This window comes from Cupriavidus phytorum (assembly GCF_003254285.1).
In the GTDB taxonomy this organism is placed as follows: domain Bacteria; phylum Pseudomonadota; class Gammaproteobacteria; order Burkholderiales; family Burkholderiaceae; genus Cupriavidus; species Cupriavidus phytorum.
This window is the reverse complement of sequence record NZ_QKZN01000007.1, coordinates 26,725-44,223: the sequence shown is the minus strand read 5'-3', so window position 1 is coordinate 44,223 and position 17,499 is coordinate 26,725. Positions and strand designations below refer to the sequence as shown.

General features: G+C 65.6%; 15 protein-coding genes and 1 pseudogene. 13 read left to right on the top strand and 3 right to left on the bottom strand.

Going from position 1 to position 17,499, the window contains the following annotated elements; genetic code table 11:
• Positions 1-1,434 (bottom strand): cytochrome ubiquinol oxidase subunit I, encoded by a 1,434-nt coding sequence (locus C7416_RS18485; RefSeq protein ID WP_111520284.1) that lies wholly within the window; start codon positions 1,432-1,434, stop codon positions 1-3.
• A 410-nt stretch (positions 1,435-1,844) separates the two neighbouring features.
• Here C7416_RS18485 and C7416_RS18480 point away from each other — a divergent pair, with 410 nt between their 5' ends.
• On the top strand, positions 1,845-2,609 hold the full coding sequence (locus C7416_RS18480) for a sulfite exporter TauE/SafE family protein (protein WP_111520283.1): 765 nt from the start codon (positions 1,845-1,847) through the stop codon (positions 2,607-2,609).
• Here C7416_RS18480 and C7416_RS18475 read toward each other — a convergent pair.
• Positions 2,606-3,541: a LysR substrate-binding domain-containing protein gene (locus C7416_RS18475; RefSeq protein ID WP_111520282.1), complete on the bottom strand. Its 936-nt coding sequence runs from the start codon at positions 3,539-3,541 to the stop codon at positions 2,606-2,608. The genes C7416_RS18480 and C7416_RS18475 overlap by 4 nt on opposite strands.
• A 143-nt stretch (positions 3,542-3,684) precedes the next feature.
• On the opposite strand from C7416_RS18475, the gene C7416_RS18470 reads away from it, so the two are divergent.
• The 6 genes and pseudogenes from C7416_RS18470 to C7416_RS18445 all read left to right on the top strand — a co-directional run.
• Positions 3,685-4,689 (top strand): tripartite tricarboxylate transporter substrate binding protein, encoded by a 1,005-nt coding sequence (locus tag C7416_RS18470; RefSeq protein ID WP_111520281.1) that lies wholly within the window; start codon positions 3,685-3,687, stop codon positions 4,687-4,689.
• A gap of 23 nt (positions 4,690-4,712) precedes the next feature.
• Entirely contained in the window at positions 4,713-6,236 is a 1,524-nt protein-coding gene (locus tag C7416_RS18465) for a UxaA family hydrolase (RefSeq protein WP_111520485.1), read from the top strand.
• A 34-nt stretch (positions 6,237-6,270) separates the two neighbouring features.
• On the top strand, positions 6,271-7,743 hold the full coding sequence (locus tag C7416_RS18460) for an NAD-dependent succinate-semialdehyde dehydrogenase (protein WP_111520280.1): 1,473 nt from the start codon (positions 6,271-6,273) through the stop codon (positions 7,741-7,743).
• 37 nt (positions 7,744-7,780) lie between these two features.
• Positions 7,781-8,587, top strand: a complete 807-nt coding sequence (hpaI, locus tag C7416_RS18455) for a 4-hydroxy-2-oxoheptanedioate aldolase (RefSeq protein WP_111520279.1) — start codon at positions 7,781-7,783, stop codon at positions 8,585-8,587.
• Positions 8,588-8,612: 25 nt separating this feature from the next.
• Positions 8,613-10,058 carry an FAD-binding oxidoreductase gene (locus C7416_RS18450; protein ID WP_111520278.1) on the top strand — a complete coding sequence of 482 codons (1,446 nt, stop codon included), beginning with the start codon at positions 8,613-8,615 and terminating at the stop codon, positions 10,056-10,058.
• Between the two features lie 234 nt (positions 10,059-10,292).
• A pseudogene (locus tag C7416_RS18445) lies at positions 10,293-10,481 on the top strand (hypothetical protein); the annotation flags it as partial.
• 4 nt (positions 10,482-10,485) lie between these two features.
• Here the strand turns inward: C7416_RS18445 and C7416_RS29415 are convergent.
• The gene (locus tag C7416_RS29415) at positions 10,486-10,770 is read right to left on the bottom strand and encodes a DsbA family protein (RefSeq protein ID WP_373425103.1); all 285 of its coding nucleotides are present in this window, start codon (positions 10,768-10,770) and stop codon (positions 10,486-10,488) included.
• A gap of 289 nt (positions 10,771-11,059) precedes the next feature.
• Between C7416_RS29415 and C7416_RS18435 the strand changes: the two genes are divergently transcribed.
• The 6 genes from C7416_RS18435 (at position 11,060) to C7416_RS18405 (ending at position 17,497) form a co-directional block, all read left to right on the top strand.
• Complete coding sequence (locus C7416_RS18435; protein WP_116328161.1) at positions 11,060-11,437, top strand: hypothetical protein; 378 nt, start codon at positions 11,060-11,062, stop codon at positions 11,435-11,437.
• The gene (locus C7416_RS18430; RefSeq protein WP_111520276.1) at positions 11,434-12,378 is read left to right on the top strand and encodes a D-glucuronyl C5-epimerase family protein; all 945 of its coding nucleotides are present in this window, start codon (positions 11,434-11,436) and stop codon (positions 12,376-12,378) included. Before C7416_RS18435 ends, C7416_RS18430 begins: the two co-directional genes overlap by 4 nt.
• Positions 12,379-12,833: 455 nt before the next feature.
• On the top strand, positions 12,834-13,922 hold the full coding sequence (locus C7416_RS18425; RefSeq protein WP_111520275.1) for an MBL fold metallo-hydrolase: 1,089 nt from the start codon (positions 12,834-12,836) through the stop codon (positions 13,920-13,922).
• A 994-nt stretch (positions 13,923-14,916) separates the two neighbouring features.
• A complete protein-coding gene (locus C7416_RS18415) occupies positions 14,917-15,708 on the top strand; it encodes an ABC transporter permease (RefSeq protein ID WP_111520273.1) in 792 nt (263 codons plus the stop codon).
• Entirely contained in the window at positions 15,705-16,367 is a 663-nt protein-coding gene (locus C7416_RS18410) for an ABC transporter ATP-binding protein (protein WP_111520272.1), read from the top strand. The genes C7416_RS18415 and C7416_RS18410 overlap by 4 nt, the downstream gene beginning before the upstream one ends.
• Positions 16,364-17,497: a KpsE/RkpR family capsule polysaccharide export protein gene (locus C7416_RS18405; RefSeq protein ID WP_111520271.1), complete on the top strand. Its 1,134-nt coding sequence runs from the start codon at positions 16,364-16,366 to the stop codon at positions 17,495-17,497. The genes C7416_RS18410 and C7416_RS18405 overlap by 4 nt, the downstream gene beginning before the upstream one ends.
• Positions 17,498-17,499 lie beyond the last annotated feature (2 nt).

The window sequence follows — 17,499 nt, the reverse complement described above, 5'->3', positions numbered from 1 at the left end:
TCAGCTCCGGGTGCGTGCGGTGGGGGTGGGGGCGAGCACTTCATCGTCGTCCACGGCCGACAGGGGCCGCGCCGGCGTATGCTCGCGGCCCGGGCCGCCATGCGGCTCGGGCTCTTCCAGCAGCGGGCCCTTGCGCACCAGCCGCATCATGTAGGCGATGCCGACGCCGAACACGAAGCAATACGCAACCACGAAGATCGCCAGCGTGGTTGCCAGTTCCGGCACGCCGTGCGGCGACACCGCGTCCGCGGTGCGCTGCAGCCCGTACACCACCCACGGCTGGCGGCCGATCTCGGTGGTGTACCAGCCGGCCAGGATGGCGATCACGCCGGCCGGTCCCATCCACAGCGCCATATGCAGGAACGGACGGACGCGATAGATCCGCTCGCGGCGCCGCAGTATCAGGCTCCACACGCCCAGCAGGATCATCAGCAGCCCCAGGCCCACCATCACCCGGAACGACCAGAACAGGATCGTCGCATTGGGCCGGTCCTCCGGCGGAAACTCCTTCAGGCCCTGGATCTGCCCGTCCCAGCTGTGGGTCAGGATCAGGCTGCCCAGGTGCGGCACTTCGACCGCGAAGCGGGTTTCTTCACGCTCCATGTCGGGCCAGCCGAACAGCAGCAGCGGCAGGGCCTCGTTGCCCTTGTTCTCCCAATGCCCCTCCAGCGCGGCGATCTTGGCGGGCTGGTGCTTGAGCGTATTGAGGCCGTGGAAGTCGCCGATCACCGCCTGGATCGGCGCCACGATCAGCAGCATCCACATCGCCATCGACAGCATCTTGCGGATGGCGGGATTGTCGCGCCCGCGCAGCAGGTGCCAGGCCGCGGACGCGCCGACAAACAGCGCCGTGGCCAGGAACGCGGCCACGCTCATATGCACCAGGCGGTACGGGAACGACGGATTGAAGATGACTTCGAACCAGTTGGTGGGCACCACGCGGCCGTCGATGATCTCGAAGCCTGCCGGCGTCTGCATCCAGCTGTTCGAGGCCAGGATCCAGGTGGCCGAAATCAGCGTGCCCAGCGCCACCATCACCGTCGAAAAGAAATGCAGCCCGGGGCCGACCCGGTTCCAGCCGAACAGCATCACGCCGAGGAAGCCCGCTTCCAGGAAGAAGGCGGTCAGCACTTCATAGGTCAGCAGCGGTCCGGTGATGCTGCCGGCAAACTCGGAGAAGAAGCTCCAGTTGGTTCCGAACTGGTAGGCCATCACCAGCCCCGACACCACCCCCATGCCGAAATTGACGGCAAAGATCTTGGACCAGAAGTGGTAAAGATCGCGGTACAGCGGCCGCTGCGTGCGCAGCCAGCAGCCTTCCAGCACCGCCAGGTAGGCGGCCAGGCCAATGGTGATGGCGGGAAAGACGATGTGGAAGGAAATGGTGAAGCCAAACTGGATGCGGGCGAGGTCGAGCGCGGTCAAACCAAACATGTCGTGTTCTCCGTGGCGCTGGCCTGGCGCATGCCCTGGACGGGTGCGGACTGCCTTGAAGAGTCCCTGGCAGTTCGACACGTAGGCAGGAGCGCGCCGGGGGCGCGGGGGCGTAGGCGCGTGCGGTAAGCGTAGTGTACGCCGCGCGAGCCGCAAAGGGCAGCGTCGCTGGTGGTAGCGGGCGGGTGACAAATCGCCGCACCTTCGGTCGCGCACAACCCTCGTTACGCCGCGCAGGCCGTTGCCGATGAGGAAGATCGTAGCGGAGCATCGCGACACGGAACAGCATCAAGTCCGCGCAAAAGCACCGTATCAGATTGTCGCGTCGCAGCAGCCCTGAAGGCTGACAACGAGGGCAGGGAAGTGCATAGTTATGCGCCCTGTACCGTCAGCGTCTTGCGCCCCTCCTTGTGTCCTTCGATTCCACCTTGCTGATCGTCATTGCCGGTGCCGCCGTGGCCGGCTTCGTCCAGGGCCTGTCCGGCTTTGCCTTCGGCATGGTCGCGATGTCGTTCTGGGCCTGGGCGATCGAACCGCGGCTGGCCGCCGCGATGACGGTGTTCGGCGCGCTTACCGGCCAGTTGCTGGCGGCCGCGTCGGTGCGTCGCGGGCTGTCATGGCGGCGCCTGTGGCCGTTCGTCGCCGGCGGCGTGGCCGGCATCCCGTTGGGCGTGGCGGTACTGCCGCTGCTCGACGCGCAGTGGTTCAAGGCGGTGCTGGGCGCGTTCCTGACGCTGTGGTGCCCGGTGATGCTGATGGCGCGCCGGCTGCCGCATATCGGCGTGGGCGGGCGGGTGGCCGATGGCGTGGCCGGCGCCGCCGGCGGCGTGATGGGCGGCATCGGCGGCTTTACCGGCGTGATTCCCACGCTGTGGTGCACGCTGCGCGGCTTCGACAAGGACGAGCAGCGCGCCGTGATCCAGAACTTCAACCTCGCCACGCTGGCCATGACCATGGCCGCCTATGTCGGCAAGGGCATCGTCACGCGCGAGATGCTGCCGATGTTCCTGGTGGTGGCGCCGGCAATGCTGGTGCCCACGCTGCTGGGCACGCGGCTCTACCTGGGCATCAGCGAGGCCACCTTCCGCAAGATCGTGCTGTCGCTGCTGACGGTGTCCGGGGTGGCGTTGCTGGTGACTTCGGTGCCCGTGCTGGTGGCGCGCGGTGGGGATTAGGGCTGCGCCGCGGCGGCCTGCCGCAAGCACGACATCAACTGGTCGGTGCCGATCGATGGCGCACGTTCGCGCAGCGTGATGATGCCCACCGGCGGCAGGTCGACCGGCACCTCCATCTTCAGCACCTGCAGCCGGCCTTCCTGCTGCATCGCCATGGCAACCGACGCGGCCATGAAGGCGGCAGCCTCGCGCTGGTCGATGAAGGTGGCCTGGGCCAGGTATGAGGAGGTCTCGATCACGTCCTGCGGCGGATGCAGGCCGTGGCGGAAGAACGCTTGCTCGATCTTCACCCGCAGCGAGGCCCACGGCGGCGGCAGCACGCACGGCATGGCGGCGAGGTCAGCCCAGCCGGGCCGTGCCTTGCGTGCCAGCTTGTGGCCGCGCCGCACCACGACCACCATCGGCTCTTCATAAAGCGCTTCGGTCAGCAGGTCCGGCGCGGCATAGCCCGGCTCCAGCCGGCCCACGATCAGGTCGAGCTCGCGCAGGCGCAGCTTGGGCAGCAGGTGGGTCAGGTCGCCTTCCTCCACCAGCACGGTCGCGTGTGCGTGGCGCTGCTTGAGCGCGCTCACCGCCTGCGCCAGCAGCACCGGCAGTGCCGCACCCATCGAGCCCACGCGGATGCGCCCGGAAGCGCCGCTCTGTACCGCGGCAATCTCGTCGCGGGTCTGCTCGTATTGCGCCAGCACCGAGCGCGCAAAGCGCACCAGCGACTCGCCGGCGGGCGTGGGCTCGGTGCCGCGGGTTGAGCGCGTGAACAACGTCAGCCCCAGCATTTTCTCGACTTCGGTCAGCACCTTGGACACCGCCGGCTGGCTCACCGACAGGAACTCCGCGGTGCGCCCGAGATGGCGAAACTCGTCGAGCGCCACCAGCAGTTGCAGGTGGCGCAGCTTGATATTGGAACGCAGCGCGCGGTCGATCTGTACCATGCCCGCAGTCTAGCTAACCATAAGGTTATGAAGCAATGCCAATTTGCGATTGGATTGTTATGACCAGCGCCGACAGAATGCGGGCATGACGTGGCTGGCAGCGCCGGCCCCGCCGATAATCAAAACATCGGAGACACCCGCAAATGACTCAAGCATTCCCCATCGATGCCAAGCGCCGCCGCCTGCTCATCGGAGCCGCCGCGGGTGCCGCCGGCGTACTGTTGCCAGCCACGCGCGCGTTGGCCGACCAGTACCCCGAGCGTCCCATCACCTTTATCTGCCCCTGGCCGGTTGGCGGCACCGCCGACCAGTCGATGCGCGCGCTGTGCCAGGTGGCCGGCGGCATCCTCAAGCAGTCGATCGTGGTGGAAAACCGTGCCGGCGCGTCCGGCATGATCGGCACCAAGGCGCTGGCACGCGCCAATCCCGACGGCTACACCATTGGCCAGATCCCGATCTCGGTCACGCGCTTCGCGCAGCTCGGCATGCTGCAGCTGGACCCGCGCACCGAGCTGACCTACCTGGCCCGCACCTCGGGACAGACCTTCGGCATCGCGGTGCCGGCCAACTCGCGCTACAAGACGCTGCAGGATGTGGTGGCCGCCGCCAAGGCCAGCCCCGGCAAGGTCACCTATGCGCACGCCGGCATTGGCGGCGCCACCCATGTCGGCATGGAACAGTTCGCGCTGGCCGCGGGCATCCAGTTCAATGCCATCGCCTACAAGGGCGGGGCCGCCGCGCTGCAGGACGTGCTGGCCGGGCAGGTGGAACTGCTGGCCGATTCCAGCTCATGGGCGCCGCATGTCGAAGCCGGCAAGCTGCGCCTGCTGGCAACGTGGGGCGAACAGCGCGCGACCCGCTTCAAGGACACGCCCACGCTCAAGGAGCTGGGCTACAACGTGGTGGTCGAAGCCCCCAACGGCATCGGCGCGCCCAAGGGCCTGTCGCCTGCCATAGAAAAGAAATTGCGCGATGCCTTCCGCGCCGCGGTCGCCAGCAACGAGTTCAAGCAGGTTGCGGCACGGCTGGACGCGCCGGTGATGTACCTGGACGGACCCGACTACAAGAAGTACGTCGCCAGCGTCTATGAACAGGAAACGCAGCTGATCCAGCGCCTCAAGCTCAAAGAACTGCTGCAGCAAAGCTGATGTCGCGCGAAGGCCAAGACCCAGTGAATCCCAATCCCGTCATCCGGCTGCATCCCAACGACAACGTGCTGGTCGCCCGCAGCGACCTCGGCCTCGGCCAGCAGCTGGCCGATCCCGCGATGCGTGTGCGCGCGCAGGTGCCGGCCGGTCACAAGATCGCGGCCTGCGCCATCGCGGCCGGCACGCCGGTGCGCAAGTTCGACACCGTCATCGGCGTGGCCGCGCGCGATATCGCGCCGGGCGACCACGTGCATGCGCACAACCTGACGCTGGTCGACTTCTATCGCGATCCGGCCTTCTGCCAGGATGTGCGTCCGGTCGACTACGTGCCGGAGGCGCAGCGCGCCACCTTCAACGGCTTTGTGCGCGCGGATGGCCGCGTCGGCACGCGCAACTTCATCGGCATCCTGTCGTCGGTCAATTGCTCGTCCACCGTGATCCGCCAGATTGCGGCGCATTTCACGCCGCAGCGGCTGGCCGAGTATCCGAATGTCGATGGCGTGGTCGCCTTTGCGCAGACCAGCGGCTGCGGCATGTCGTCGCCGAGCGAGCATTTCGACGTGCTGCGCCGCACGCTGGCCGGCTATGCGCGTCATCCCAACCTGGCCGGCGTGCTGATCGTGGGGCTGGGCTGCGAGCGCAACCAGGTCGCGTCACTGTTGGCATCGCAAGGGCTGGAGCCCGGGCCCGCGGTGCATGCGCTGGTGATGCAGGATACCGGCGGCACGCGCGCCACCATCGCGGCGGGGATCCGCGCGATCGAATCGATGCTGCCGGCGGCCAACGCCGCGGTGCGCCAGCCGGTGCCCGCCAGCCATCTGAAGATCGGCCTCGAGTGCGGCGGCTCCGACGGCTTTTCCGGGATCAGCGCCAATCCGGCGCTGGGCGCGGCCATGGATATCCTGGTGCGCCATGGCGGCACCGCGATCCTGTCCGAGACCCCGGAGATCCACGGCGTGGAGTTCATGCTGACCCGCCGCGCGGTCACGCCGGAAGTCGGGCAGAAGCTGCTGGACCGCCTCGCCTGGTGGGAGCGCTACACCGCCGGCCACAACGCGCAGTTCAACGGCGTGGTCGGCCACGGCAACCAGCAGGGTGGGCTGGCCAATATCTTCGAGAAGTCGCTGGGCTCCGCCATGAAGGGCGGCACCACGCCGCTGCAGGCGGTCTACGAGTATGCCGAGCCGATCGACCAGGCCGGCTTTGTGTTCATGGACTCGCCCGGCTATGACCCGGTGGCGGTCACCGGCCAGATCGCCAGCGGCGCCAACCTGATCTGCTTTACCACCGGGCGCGGCTCGATGTTCGGCTCCAAGCCGGCGCCGACGATCAAGCTGGCGTCCAATTCCGCGATGTACCGCCGCCTGGAAGAAGACATGGACATCAACTGCGGCCTGGTGCTCGACGGCGAGCTGAGCGTGCCGCAGATGGGCCAGCGGATCTTCGACCATATCCTGCGTGCGGCCTCGGGCGAGCCGACCAAGAGCGAATTGCTCGGCCTGGGCGACAACGAGTTCGTGCCGTGGCATCTCGGCATCGTCAGCTGAGCCGCGCTTCACCAATCCCTTTGCACACACATCGATGCTGACGCTTTCCGAGCCCACGCTGCTGCGCAGCCAGAACCTGATCGACGGCCAGTGGCGCGATGCCGGCCTGGGCGCGCGCCTTGCCGTGACCGACCCGGCCACCGCGGAGGCCTTTGCCAACGTAGCCGACAGCGATGCCCGCGATGCGCGCCTTGCCGTCGACGCCGCCGCCGCGGCGTTCCCGGCATGGAGCCGCCGGCCTGCGCGCGAACGCGCGCAATTGCTCAAGCGCTGGCATGCGTTGATCCTTGAACACCAGGAAGACCTGGCGCGCATCATCTCGACCGAACAGGGCAAGCCGCTGAAGGAAGCGCGCGGCGAGGTGCAGTACGGCGCGTCGTACGTGGAGTGGTTTGCCGAGGAAGCCCCCCGCATCTGCGGCGATATCGTCGCCGAGGCCGTGCCGGGCCGCAAGCTGCTGGTGCTGAAGGAACCGGTAGGCGTGGTTGCGGCCATCACGCCATGGAACTTCCCGCTGGCGATGATCGCCCGCAAGATCGCGCCCGCGCTGGCCGCGGGGTGTACGGTGGTGGCCAAGCCCGCCGAGGATACCCCGCTGACCGCGCTGGCGCTGGCGTGGTTGGCGCAACAGGCCGGCATGCCGGCGGGCGTCGTCAATATCGTCACGGCGTCGCGCGAACACACACCCGGCGTGGTCGATGCCTGGCTCGCCGACAGCCGCGTGCGCAAGGTCACGTTCACTGGCTCGACGCCGGTCGGCAAGCACCTGGCGCGCGAATCCGCGGCGACCCTGAAGAAGCTTTCGCTGGAACTGGGCGGCAATGCGCCGTTCATCGTCTTCGACGATGCCGACCTCGATGCCGCGGTCGATGGCCTGATGGCATCGAAGTTCCGCAATGGCGGGCAGACCTGCGTGTGCCCGAACCGGATCTATGTGCATGACACCGTGCACGACGACTTCGTCGAGCGCCTGGCACGACGCGTCGGCGCGCTCCATGTCGGCCCGGCCACCGAGGACGCCGCGCAGATCGGCCCGATGATCAATGCGCGCGCCGTCGACAAGATTGCGCGCCATGTCGAGGACGCGGTCGCCAGGGGCGCGCGCGTAGTGACCGGCGGCAAGCGGGTGCGCGCCGCAGACGGTCCGCACTACTACGCGCCCACGGTGCTGGTCGATGCCACGCCGGCGATGGAATTGTCGTGCGAAGAGACCTTCGGGCCGGTCGCGCCGATCTTCCGCTTCCGCGACGAAGCCGAGGTGATCCGCGACGCCAACGACACCCCGTTCGGCCTGGCCGCGTACTTCTACTCCAACGACATCCGCCGCATCTGGCGCGTGGCGCAGGCGCTGGAGACCGGCATGGTCGGCATCAACGAAGGCGCGATCGCGGCCGAGGCGGCGCCGTTCGGCGGCGTCAAGGAATCCGGCTACGGGCGCGAAGGCTCGCGCCACGGGCTGGACGACTACATGCATACCAAGTACCTTTGCCAGGGCCAGCTCGGCTGAAGCGCCAGGCGTCGCCCGTTCGCACCAGGAATTCCCCATGCCCGCAAACAATCCCTTCAAGAACGCACTGGCCGCGCGCCAGGCGCAGATCGGCCTGTGGCTGTCGATGGCGACGCCGTACCTGGCCGAAGTCTCGGCCACCGCAGGCTTTGACTGGCTGCTGATCGACGGCGAGCACGCGCCCAACGACCTGCGTTCGACGCTGCACGCACTGCAAGTCGTGGCGCCGTATCCGGTCCAGCCTGTGGTGCGCGCCGTGGCCGGCGAAGTGCCGCTGATCAAGCAGTTGCTCGATATCGGCGCGCGCAGCTTGCTGGTGCCGATGGTGGATACCGCCGAGCAGGCGCGCGCGCTGGTCAGCGCCACGCGCTACCCGCCGAACGGCATCCGCGGCGTGGGCAGCGCCATCGCGCGCGCCTCGCAGTGGAGCGCGCGCACCGATTACCTCGATGTGGCCGACGACGAAATCTGCCTGCTGGTGCAGGCCGAAACCGTCACCGCGCTGCAGAACCTGGAAGCGATCTGCGCAGTGGACGGCGTCGACGGCGTCTTCATTGGCCCGGCCGACCTGGCCGCCTCGATGGGCTACCGCGGCCGCCCCGGCCATCCCGATGTGCAGGCCGCCATCGAAGGCGCCATGCGCACCATCATCGCCAGCGGCAAGGCCGCCGGCACGCTGACGTCTGACCCCGCGCTCGCACGCCGCTACCTCGAGTTGGGCTGCACCTTCGTCGCCACCGGCGTGGACGTGATGCTGTATGCCAATGCCGCGCGCAAGCTTGCCGCTTCGTTCCGCGAGCCGCTGGCAGACGCTGCTGCCAGCAAGCCCTCCGCCGCGTACTGACCCGACTTTTCTTCGCCTGATACACATGACCGTCGAGCTACCGACCCCAGACACCACCTTGCGCGCGATGCAGGCCATTGTCGGCGCCAGCGCCTGCCGCAGTGGCGAGGCCGACATGCAGGCCTACGTCACCGACTATCGCGGCATCTATCACGGCCAGGCGCAGGTGGTGGTGCTGCCATCGTCGACGGAAGAAGTCAGCCGCGTGCTGCAGTGGTGCCATGCGCGGCGGGTGCCGGTGGTGCCGCAGGGCGGCAATACCTCTTTGATGGGCGGCGCCGTGCCGGATGACAGTGGCACCGCCGTGGTCGTCAACCTCAGCCGCATGAATCGCGTGCTGGCGATAGACCCCGTCAACGACACCATGACCCTGCAGGCCGGCGTCACACTGAGCGCGGCCCGCAGCGCCGCCGAGGCCGAGCAGCGCCTGTTTCCGCTGCGCATCGGTTCGGAAGGGTCGTGCCAGATCGGCGGCAACCTGTCGACCAATGCCGGCGGCACCGCGGTGCTGCGCTACGGCAATATGCGCGACCTGGTGCTGGGTCTCGAGGTGGTGCTGCCCGATGGCCGCATTTATTCATCGCTGCGCGGCCTGCGCAAGGACAACACCGGCTATGACCTGAAGCAGCTGTTCGTCGGCGCGGAAGGCACGCTCGGCATCATTACCGGCGCCGTGCTCAAGCTGATGCCCCAGCCGCGCAGCAGCGCCGTGGCCTTCGTCGCGGTGCCGGACCCCGCCGCTGCCGTCGCCTTGCTCGGTGAGGCGAAGCGCCTGTCAGGCCAGGCCGTGACCGCGTTCGAACTGGTCTCCCGGCCGGCGCTGGACCTGGTGCTGGAATACCTCGGCAACGTCGCCTCGCCGCTGCAGGACCGGCACGACTGGATGGTGCTGGTCGAGCTGACCTCCGGCAGCGACGCCGAAAGCCTCAACGCCACGCTGATGGAGATCCTCGAGTCAGGCTTCAGTCAGGGCCTGGTGCTGGACGCCGCGGTGGCCGCCAGCCTGTCCGACGCGCAGACCTTCTGGCGCATCCGCGAAGAGATTTCCGACGCGCAGACCCGCACCGGCGGCAGCATCAAATGCGATGTCTCGGTGCCGCTGTCGCGCATCGCGGCGTTCGTGGAAGAGGCATCGGCCAGGGTGCTGGAACTGGTGCCTGAAGCCCGCATGGTGATCTACGGCCATATGGGCGACGGCAACGTCCACTTCAACCCGCTGCGGCCCAAGGACCAGCCCGCGCCGGACTTCCTGGCGCAATGGTATGAACCGGTCTCCGCGCTGGTTGACGGCATGGCCCACGCAGAAAACGGCTCGATCTCCGCCGAGCATGGCATCGGCGTGGCCAAGCGTGACGACCTGACGCGCTACAAGTCGCAGGTGGAACTGGAACTGATGTGGCAGGTGAAGCAGGCACTGGATCCGCTGAACCTGCTCAACCCGGGCAAGGTGCTGCCGGCACCGGGGCGCTAGCGCGCAGGCATCGCAAAGGGGAACGCGGGCAGGGGGCAGGGCGCGCGTGGCATGAATCGCCCATCTGGGCTAAGGTGGCAGCTATCCATAACGCGGCCGGGCCGGGGCATCGCTGCCTGCAACCACGGCGCACAGCACGACCTGCCCACCGGCCCAGACACCGATGACCGCCCAATCCCCCGACATCGCGCTCAGCTGCCCCCATCTCCCTCGAAAAGCCCGTACTCGACTGTGCGCCGGCGGCCGCATATCGGCGTGGGCGGACGCGTGGCTGACGGCATGGCCGGCGCCGCCGGCGGCGTGATGGGCGGCATCGGCGGCGTGATGGGCGGCATCGGCGGCTTTACTGGCCTGATTCCCATGCTGCGGTGCACGCTGCGCGGCTTCGACAAGGACGAGCAGCGCAGGAGGGTGGCTTCGTTCTGGCTCAGGTATCCGGTGCAGCGCGCATAGCATCAGCGTCTTCACCGGGAAATGAGGTTCGGCCGGAACAGCGGCCATAGCTTTTGGCCCAGCCGGCCGTGTCGCTGTGCAGCCAGCTCACCTTGGTTGGACACCTCGGCTGGGCTGTGCTTGCCGGTGGTTTTGAACACGCCGCGGAGCGCTGTATGGGGCGCCGCACGATCGCGGCGCCGGTGCGTTGCGCCATGCGCGGCAACTCCTTCCATGCGAGGTACGAGTAAGGACTGCTGAAATCGAAGAAGGACTCCACTTGCCTGTCACGGGCGGTCTCCGGTTGTCGTGATGTTGTGTGGCCGTGCCTGTAGTGCGCGGCGCGCTTCGCTTACCAGCTTTCGGCCCAGGGGCGAATGTCCAACTCATGCGTCTCGCGGCGGCTGGGGCAGCCTCCAGTAGGTTGTGGGCGATATGGTCGGATGATCTTCAAGGGGCCGGATGTTGTTTCTCGCGGCATGGAGGCCCGCCTGGCGGCGCTTCTGTGATTGTCATGGGAGGGCATCCATTCCCCGCTATAATCCGCCGCATCATTACTAGGACCAGCGATGAAGCATCAAGCGGAATCTCCTGCCACGTATCCAGAATACGGCCGGGAGATATTTGAGACGGCTCCGTCCCTGGTGGCGGGCGTCCATAGGGTGAAGGGTGCCAGTGGCACTCACTACTACTTTGTCAGCATTCAGGAGGGGCTCTCTCTCGCCATTCACGTTTGCGAGGAGCTGCTGATGGACGCGCCAGCTGGATCTAGCGTAGTGTCGGTGCTTGCCCCGAATGATGCCGCGGATCAAGCGTCTGAACTTAATCGAATCCTCGAAACGGTGCTGTCGCGCGCGGCGCCAGCAAGCGTGACCCTGTCAGACGCGGGGAGCCTGGTTGCGCGCCTTCCGGTTTTCGCCTTCATGAAGGGGCTGGTATCGCAATGAAGATTGAAGACATTGATAAGGCCTCGATGGTGGTTCCGCCGAGCCCGCGACAATGGCTCATCGAGGGGCGGGAAAGTGTTCGATACGGCTGGGACGAGGGCTACATCAAAAAGCACGGGCAGAAGTTCAGCCCGTGGGCTTTTGCCAAGAATTGCGCCGCCGTGCTTGGCCACACAAGGGCCAACGGCAAGAGCACGTTGATGACAGAGATGGCTGAAGTCATCATGGCGGTAGCGCAGCCACATATCGAATCCATTGGTCACGAACGGTACGTGGTCAATAACTTCGACTACAGCTATCTGTGGCACAAAATGAGGCCGCCGTTTTACGGCGCGTTCATGAACAACGTCACGGCGTCCGGCCTGCTTCACCTTTATGAAGCGACTGGCGTAGGCAAGTATCTTCTGCTCGCCGACCGGTTGCTGATGACAAGTGTCGATACGCGGGCCGCCATTCCGCTGTGCAGCGATGGTGGTGACGGTGACTTCTGGCTGCATGAGTACGTCTTTCGCACCGATAGCGACGGATCTGCATGGTCCGAGATCAATAGCGCGGACATCTGGCGCCAAGCGCGGATCTACAACGGCCACATCCATGCCTTGCTGCCGCTTATGCGCATGCGCGAAATGACCGGCTTACCAGACTATGACCGCGCCATCAGAAAGGCGGTGGCAACGATGCGCAAGTGGCTACCGGCTCAAGTCCATGAGGGGCGCTATTTTTCGTACAGCCCAGACATGCCGATCTTCCCCGACTACGGTCAGAAGCGCGCCTTGCACTTGGCGGAATCACTGGGTCAGTTGACCGGTGATGCTGTTATTGCGGACGCAGCGGCCACCGCCAAGGGGGTGTGGGCCGGCATCGAAGGTCGCGAGAAGGAAGTGATTGCCGCCGCCGCGGACAATGCGAAGCAGAAATATTTGGCCAGCCTGAAGAAGTAGCGCCGGTGGACCACCCAAGCTCGCCCCTGCTCGGGCATCTTGCGTCCATTGCGGACGCATTCGAATTGCTGCTCCCCTAGCATCTCCTCAACCCCCAAGCCGGTTTGCGCGTAGGCGGACCGGGGCAGGCATCAACCCCCAGCCAAACGCGATACGTGGAGTGAGGTGGAATGAAATTCGACCTGAACGACGCTAAAGCAGTCCTCAAGGCTTTCGAAATGACATAAAAGGACACGCCGTGCCGCCATGTGGTGGACGGAGCGACGCCAAGCGTGCAGCAAATCGGCAAGCCCGTGACGATGGCAAGCGGGTCGAGGGCCGAATGAAGCATGGACGCGCGTAGCAAGAATTGCACAACTGGGCTAAGGTGCATCTATCCAGAACGCAGCCGGGCCGGGGCATCGCTGCCCGCAACCACGGCGCACAGCACGGCCGAGCCACCAGCCCAGACACCGATGACCGCCCAATCCCCCGACATCGCGCTTGCAGCTGCCCCCCTCTCCCTCGAAAAGCCCGTACTCGACTACCCCTGCGGCGATGCTCCCGAACCCGGCCGCGCGCGCGAAGTGGCGCCCGGCGTACTGTGGCTGCGCATGCCGATGCCGCTCGGCCTGAACCATATCAACCTGTGGGCGATCCGCGACGGCAGCGGCTGGGCCGCCGTCGATGCCGGCCTGCAGACCCCGGAAACCGCGCAGGCCTGGCGCGCGCTTTTTGCCGGGGGCGGCGCGCTGGAAGGCGGGCTGACCCGCCTGTTCGTGACCCATATGCATCCCGACCACATCGGCATGGCAGGGTGGCTTACCGGCAAGTTCGACTGCCAGCTGTGGATGACGCGGCTGGAATACCTGATGTGCCGCGTGCTCGCCGCCGACACCGGCCGCGCCGCGCCTGACGATGCCATCGCGTTCTATCGCAAGGCCGGCTGGGATGACGAGGCGATCGAGGTGTACCGCACCCGCTTTGGCGGCTTCGGCAAATACGTGCATGCCTTGCCCGAAAGCTTCCGCCGGCTGTCCGACGGCGATACCGTCCGCATCGGCGCGCACGACTGGCAGGTCATCGTCGGCACTGGCCATTCCCCCGAACATGCCTGCCTGTACTGCCCTGCGTTGAAGCTGCTGGTGTCGGGCGACCAGGTGCTGCCGCGCATCTCGTCCAACGTATCCGTGTTCCCGACCGAACCCGACGCTGACCCGATGGCCGACTGGCTGGCCTCGCTCGACAAGGTCCGCGCCGCCGTGCCGGACGACGTGCTGGTGCTGCCGGCGCATAACGAGCCGTTCCGCGGCCTGCACGCAAGGATCGACTATCTGCGGGCCAGTCAGATGCAGGCGCTGGACCGCCTGCGCGGGGCGTTGGCTGAACCCAGGCGGGCGGTGGATGTATTTGGGGAATTGTTCTCGCGGCCGATTACGGGGAGTGGCGGGCTGCTGGGGATGGCAACGGGGGAGAGCATTGCGCATTTGAACTACTTGCTGGCGCGGGGGGAGGTGGTGCGGGAAGTCGGGGAAGGGCAGTGCTACTGGTACCGGATAGCCTGACCCGCGCGGTCGCCAGGGCAAGGTTTGGTTGCAGTGTTGGCGGCCTGCAACGAGGCCTCCTCCCTGTTGCAGCAGACGGTAACCGCCGTTGACCGGGCCGCCACTGGTTCGGGCACGGATCCATCTGCCTATGTGAATCCGATTGGAATTGGCGCTAGTTTCACCGCCGTCACCAATAGCGTAAGTGCGGCGCATTGCCGGATGCGGCCCTCGTACAAATGGTACGCATGCATTCTGCGCGCCGGCTTAGCGCTACTCCCCACTGAGTCCTTCCAAACGAGCTCCCGCTCTTTCACCGCGGCTCCCTATGCCAAAGAAATATACTTAGGCTATCGTTTCTGTAGAAACAAATTATCCTATCGCAGCACAATTATCCGAGCCGAAATTATTCAGAGCTAGCGTTATCGATTTTCTGGATTATCTTTTTGGATTGTTAATGTATTTTATAAAGGACATTGCGGGATATACCTCTTCAAATGTTGATCTGACGCAAAGTTAGTGGTTTTCCGACGGAACGGGGATTTACCTACTTTTTGTTACACAGTTCTCGGAACCCTTCTGCCGCGTGGCTTCGCGGGTGAGCCATAGGTCTCACATTAGGTGTGGAAAGGTCGACCAAAAGCCACAATCTCCCCGTTCAAGTGGCGTCATCCCCCTTGTGGGGGAGAAGTTGTATTTTGTTACCGGATGTTGCGTACCGCGCCCCGGGCGCTTATTATTGCGCCCTGCAAAAGTAAGCGGTCGCAGAAAAGCGGTCAGCGTCAGCAAAAAAACAGAAGCGGATAATGAGCGCAGCGGTTCGGGAAAGCGTTGAGCGCGCGGTGGCAGGGAGCTTGGGGGCGGGCATGTGTCTGCACCAGGCCCGCGCCATGGCGGGAAAACTTGGTCGGGTCATGCCAGGGTCGGCCCAGGGCGGCTTCGGGCGCCGGACGGTTGCCATGGGCAGCGTGGTCGACTTTTGCGTCGTCATCTCAGATAGTCGCGACCGCCTGCAATGAGCCGGACATCGGTCCGGTCGGACGTCTCCATCGCAGTTTCCGTATGGCGAGCACTGTTCCTGCGCGAGGCCAGCGCTCGCCTGGCTGGCGCGCGCGCGGCCTGGATCTGGATCCTGCTTGAACCGGCGGCGCACATCATTTTCCTGATGGTCGTGTTCGGCGTGATCAGGCATCAGGTCCGGCAGGATTCCAACATCGAAGTGTTCATCCTCGTTGGGGTGTGGGGATTCTTCCTCGTGCGCAATATCGCGCAACGGGGCATGGAAGCCATCAACGCCAATCAGGCCTTGTTCTCGTACCGCCAGGTACAGCCGGTCGACACGGTGCTGGTACGCGCCACGGTCGAGGCCTTCCTGCATGTCATCGTTGGCGCCGTGCTGCTCGCCGCGCTGGCGCTGCTGGGCATCGATGTGCGGCCCGCCGATCCGTTGCTCGTCATGTGGTCGGCATTCCTGCTGTGGGTGTTTGGACTGGGGCTCGGCCTGATGTTCTCGGTCGTAGGCACGCTGCTGCCCAACCTCGGCAAGCTCATACGTCTGGTATTCACGCCCCTCTATTTCCTCTCTGCGGTCATGTATTCGGTCTCGACTATGCCGCGGGGCATGCGCAACGTGGTGCTGGTCAATCCGATCACACATGGCCTCGAAGCGATGCGCAGCGGCTGGTTTGCCGCCTACCACGGCGAAGCGCATATCAGCCTGGGCTATCTGGCTTTCTGTGCGCTGGCCACGGTGTTCCTTGGCCTGGCCATGCATATGCGGTACGCAACCCGGCTGACCGCGCAATGATCGAGATCACCGATGTCCACAAGCGCTACCGCACCACCCACGGCTCGAAGTGGGTGCTGCAGGGCGTGACGCTCCGGATTCCGCAGAAGAGCCGCGTGGCACTGATCGGCGCGAATGGCGCGGGCAAGTCGACCCTGCTGCGGCTGGTGGGCGGCATCGACCAGCCCAACCGCGGCAGCATCGTCCGCAACTGCCGGGTGTCTTGGCCCCTGGGCCTGAGCGGGGGATTCCAGGGTTCGTTGAGTGGGCGCCAGAACACCAAGTTCGTCTGCCGCATCCACGGCATCCACGGCGCGCTGGCGGAGAAGCTCGAATTTGTGCGCGAGTTCTCGGAGCTGCACGACGCCTTCGAGGATCCGGTCAAGACCTATTCGTCGGGCATGCGCTCGCGGCTGGCATTCGCCATGTCGCTCGCCTTCGATTTCGATACCTATCTTGTGGATGAACTGACGGCCGTCGGCGACGCAGCGTTCAAGCGCAAGTCGCAGAAAGCCTTCGAAGACCTCGCCGGCCGTGCAGGCCTGGTGATGGTCTCGCACAGCGAATCCACCCTTAAAAATTTCTGCCAGTCGGCAGTCTGGCTGCATCAGGGCCAGGCGCACTGGTTCGATTCCGTTGAAGAGGCCCTGCACGCGTACAGGGACAGCATTCCAGCATGATGAAGACCATTACGTCGGGCGCCGCGGGGCAGATCGGGCGCCTGACACGAGTGAACACCCTGAACCGGATCTGGCAAGTCGCCGTGGCCGCGTGCCTGCTTGCCGTGGTGTACTGGAGCGTGATTGCGTCCGACCTGTATGTGTCGGAAGCGCGCGTGGTGGTGGAGCGCAGCGATGGCGTGGGCGCCAGCGCCGCGGACTTCACCTCGTTGCTGGTCGGCAATACTGCCCCTCAGGACTTGCTGCTGCTGCGCGAGTACCTGCTGTCGGCCGACATGCTCAAGAAGCTCGACGCCAAGCTCGGGCTGCGCAAGCACTACGCCGACAGCGGCCGGGATCCGCTGTCGCGCTTGTGGTTCGAGGATGCTTCGCTCGAACGCTTCCATGATTACTACCTGAAACGCGTCAGCGTCGAATACGACGACTTTGCGCGCGTCCTCGTGATCCGGGTGCAGGGCTACACCTCGGAGATGGCGCATGCGATCGCGCAGGAGTTGGTCGCCGACGGCGAACGCTTCATGAACGAGATGACGCACCGCATCGCCAGCGAGCAGGTCGTCTATATCGAGAAACAGGTACACGACCAGGGCGAACGCCTGAAGGCAGCGCGCCAGGCGCTGGTGGCCTACCAGAACGCCAATGGCCTGGTGTCGCCGCGCGGCGAGGTGGAAAGCCTGTCCACCGTGGTCGCGAACGCCGAGGCCACCCTGGCCGAACTGCACGTCAAGCGCAACTCGCTCAAGGACGTTTTCACACCGCAGTCGCCGGCGATCCAGCAGATCGACGCACAGATCGCCGCGGTCGAACGCCAGATGGCGGAGCAGCGCGGCCGCATGGTCTCGACCAAGGGCCGCGGCCTGAACCGCGTGGTGGAAGAACACGACCGCCTGCAGGCCGCCGCCGAATTTGCCTTCGACATCTACAAGACCGCGATCGGCGCACTGGAGAAGGCCCGCATCGAGGCCACGCGCAAGCTCAAGAACGTAGCGGTCGTGCAAAGCCCGACCCGGCCGGAGTATCCGCTCCAGCCCCGGCGAATCTACAACATCGTGGTGTTCGTCCTGATGACGCTGATGCTGGCAGGCGTCGTGCAACTGCTCAGCGCAATCATCCGCGACCACCGAGACTGATC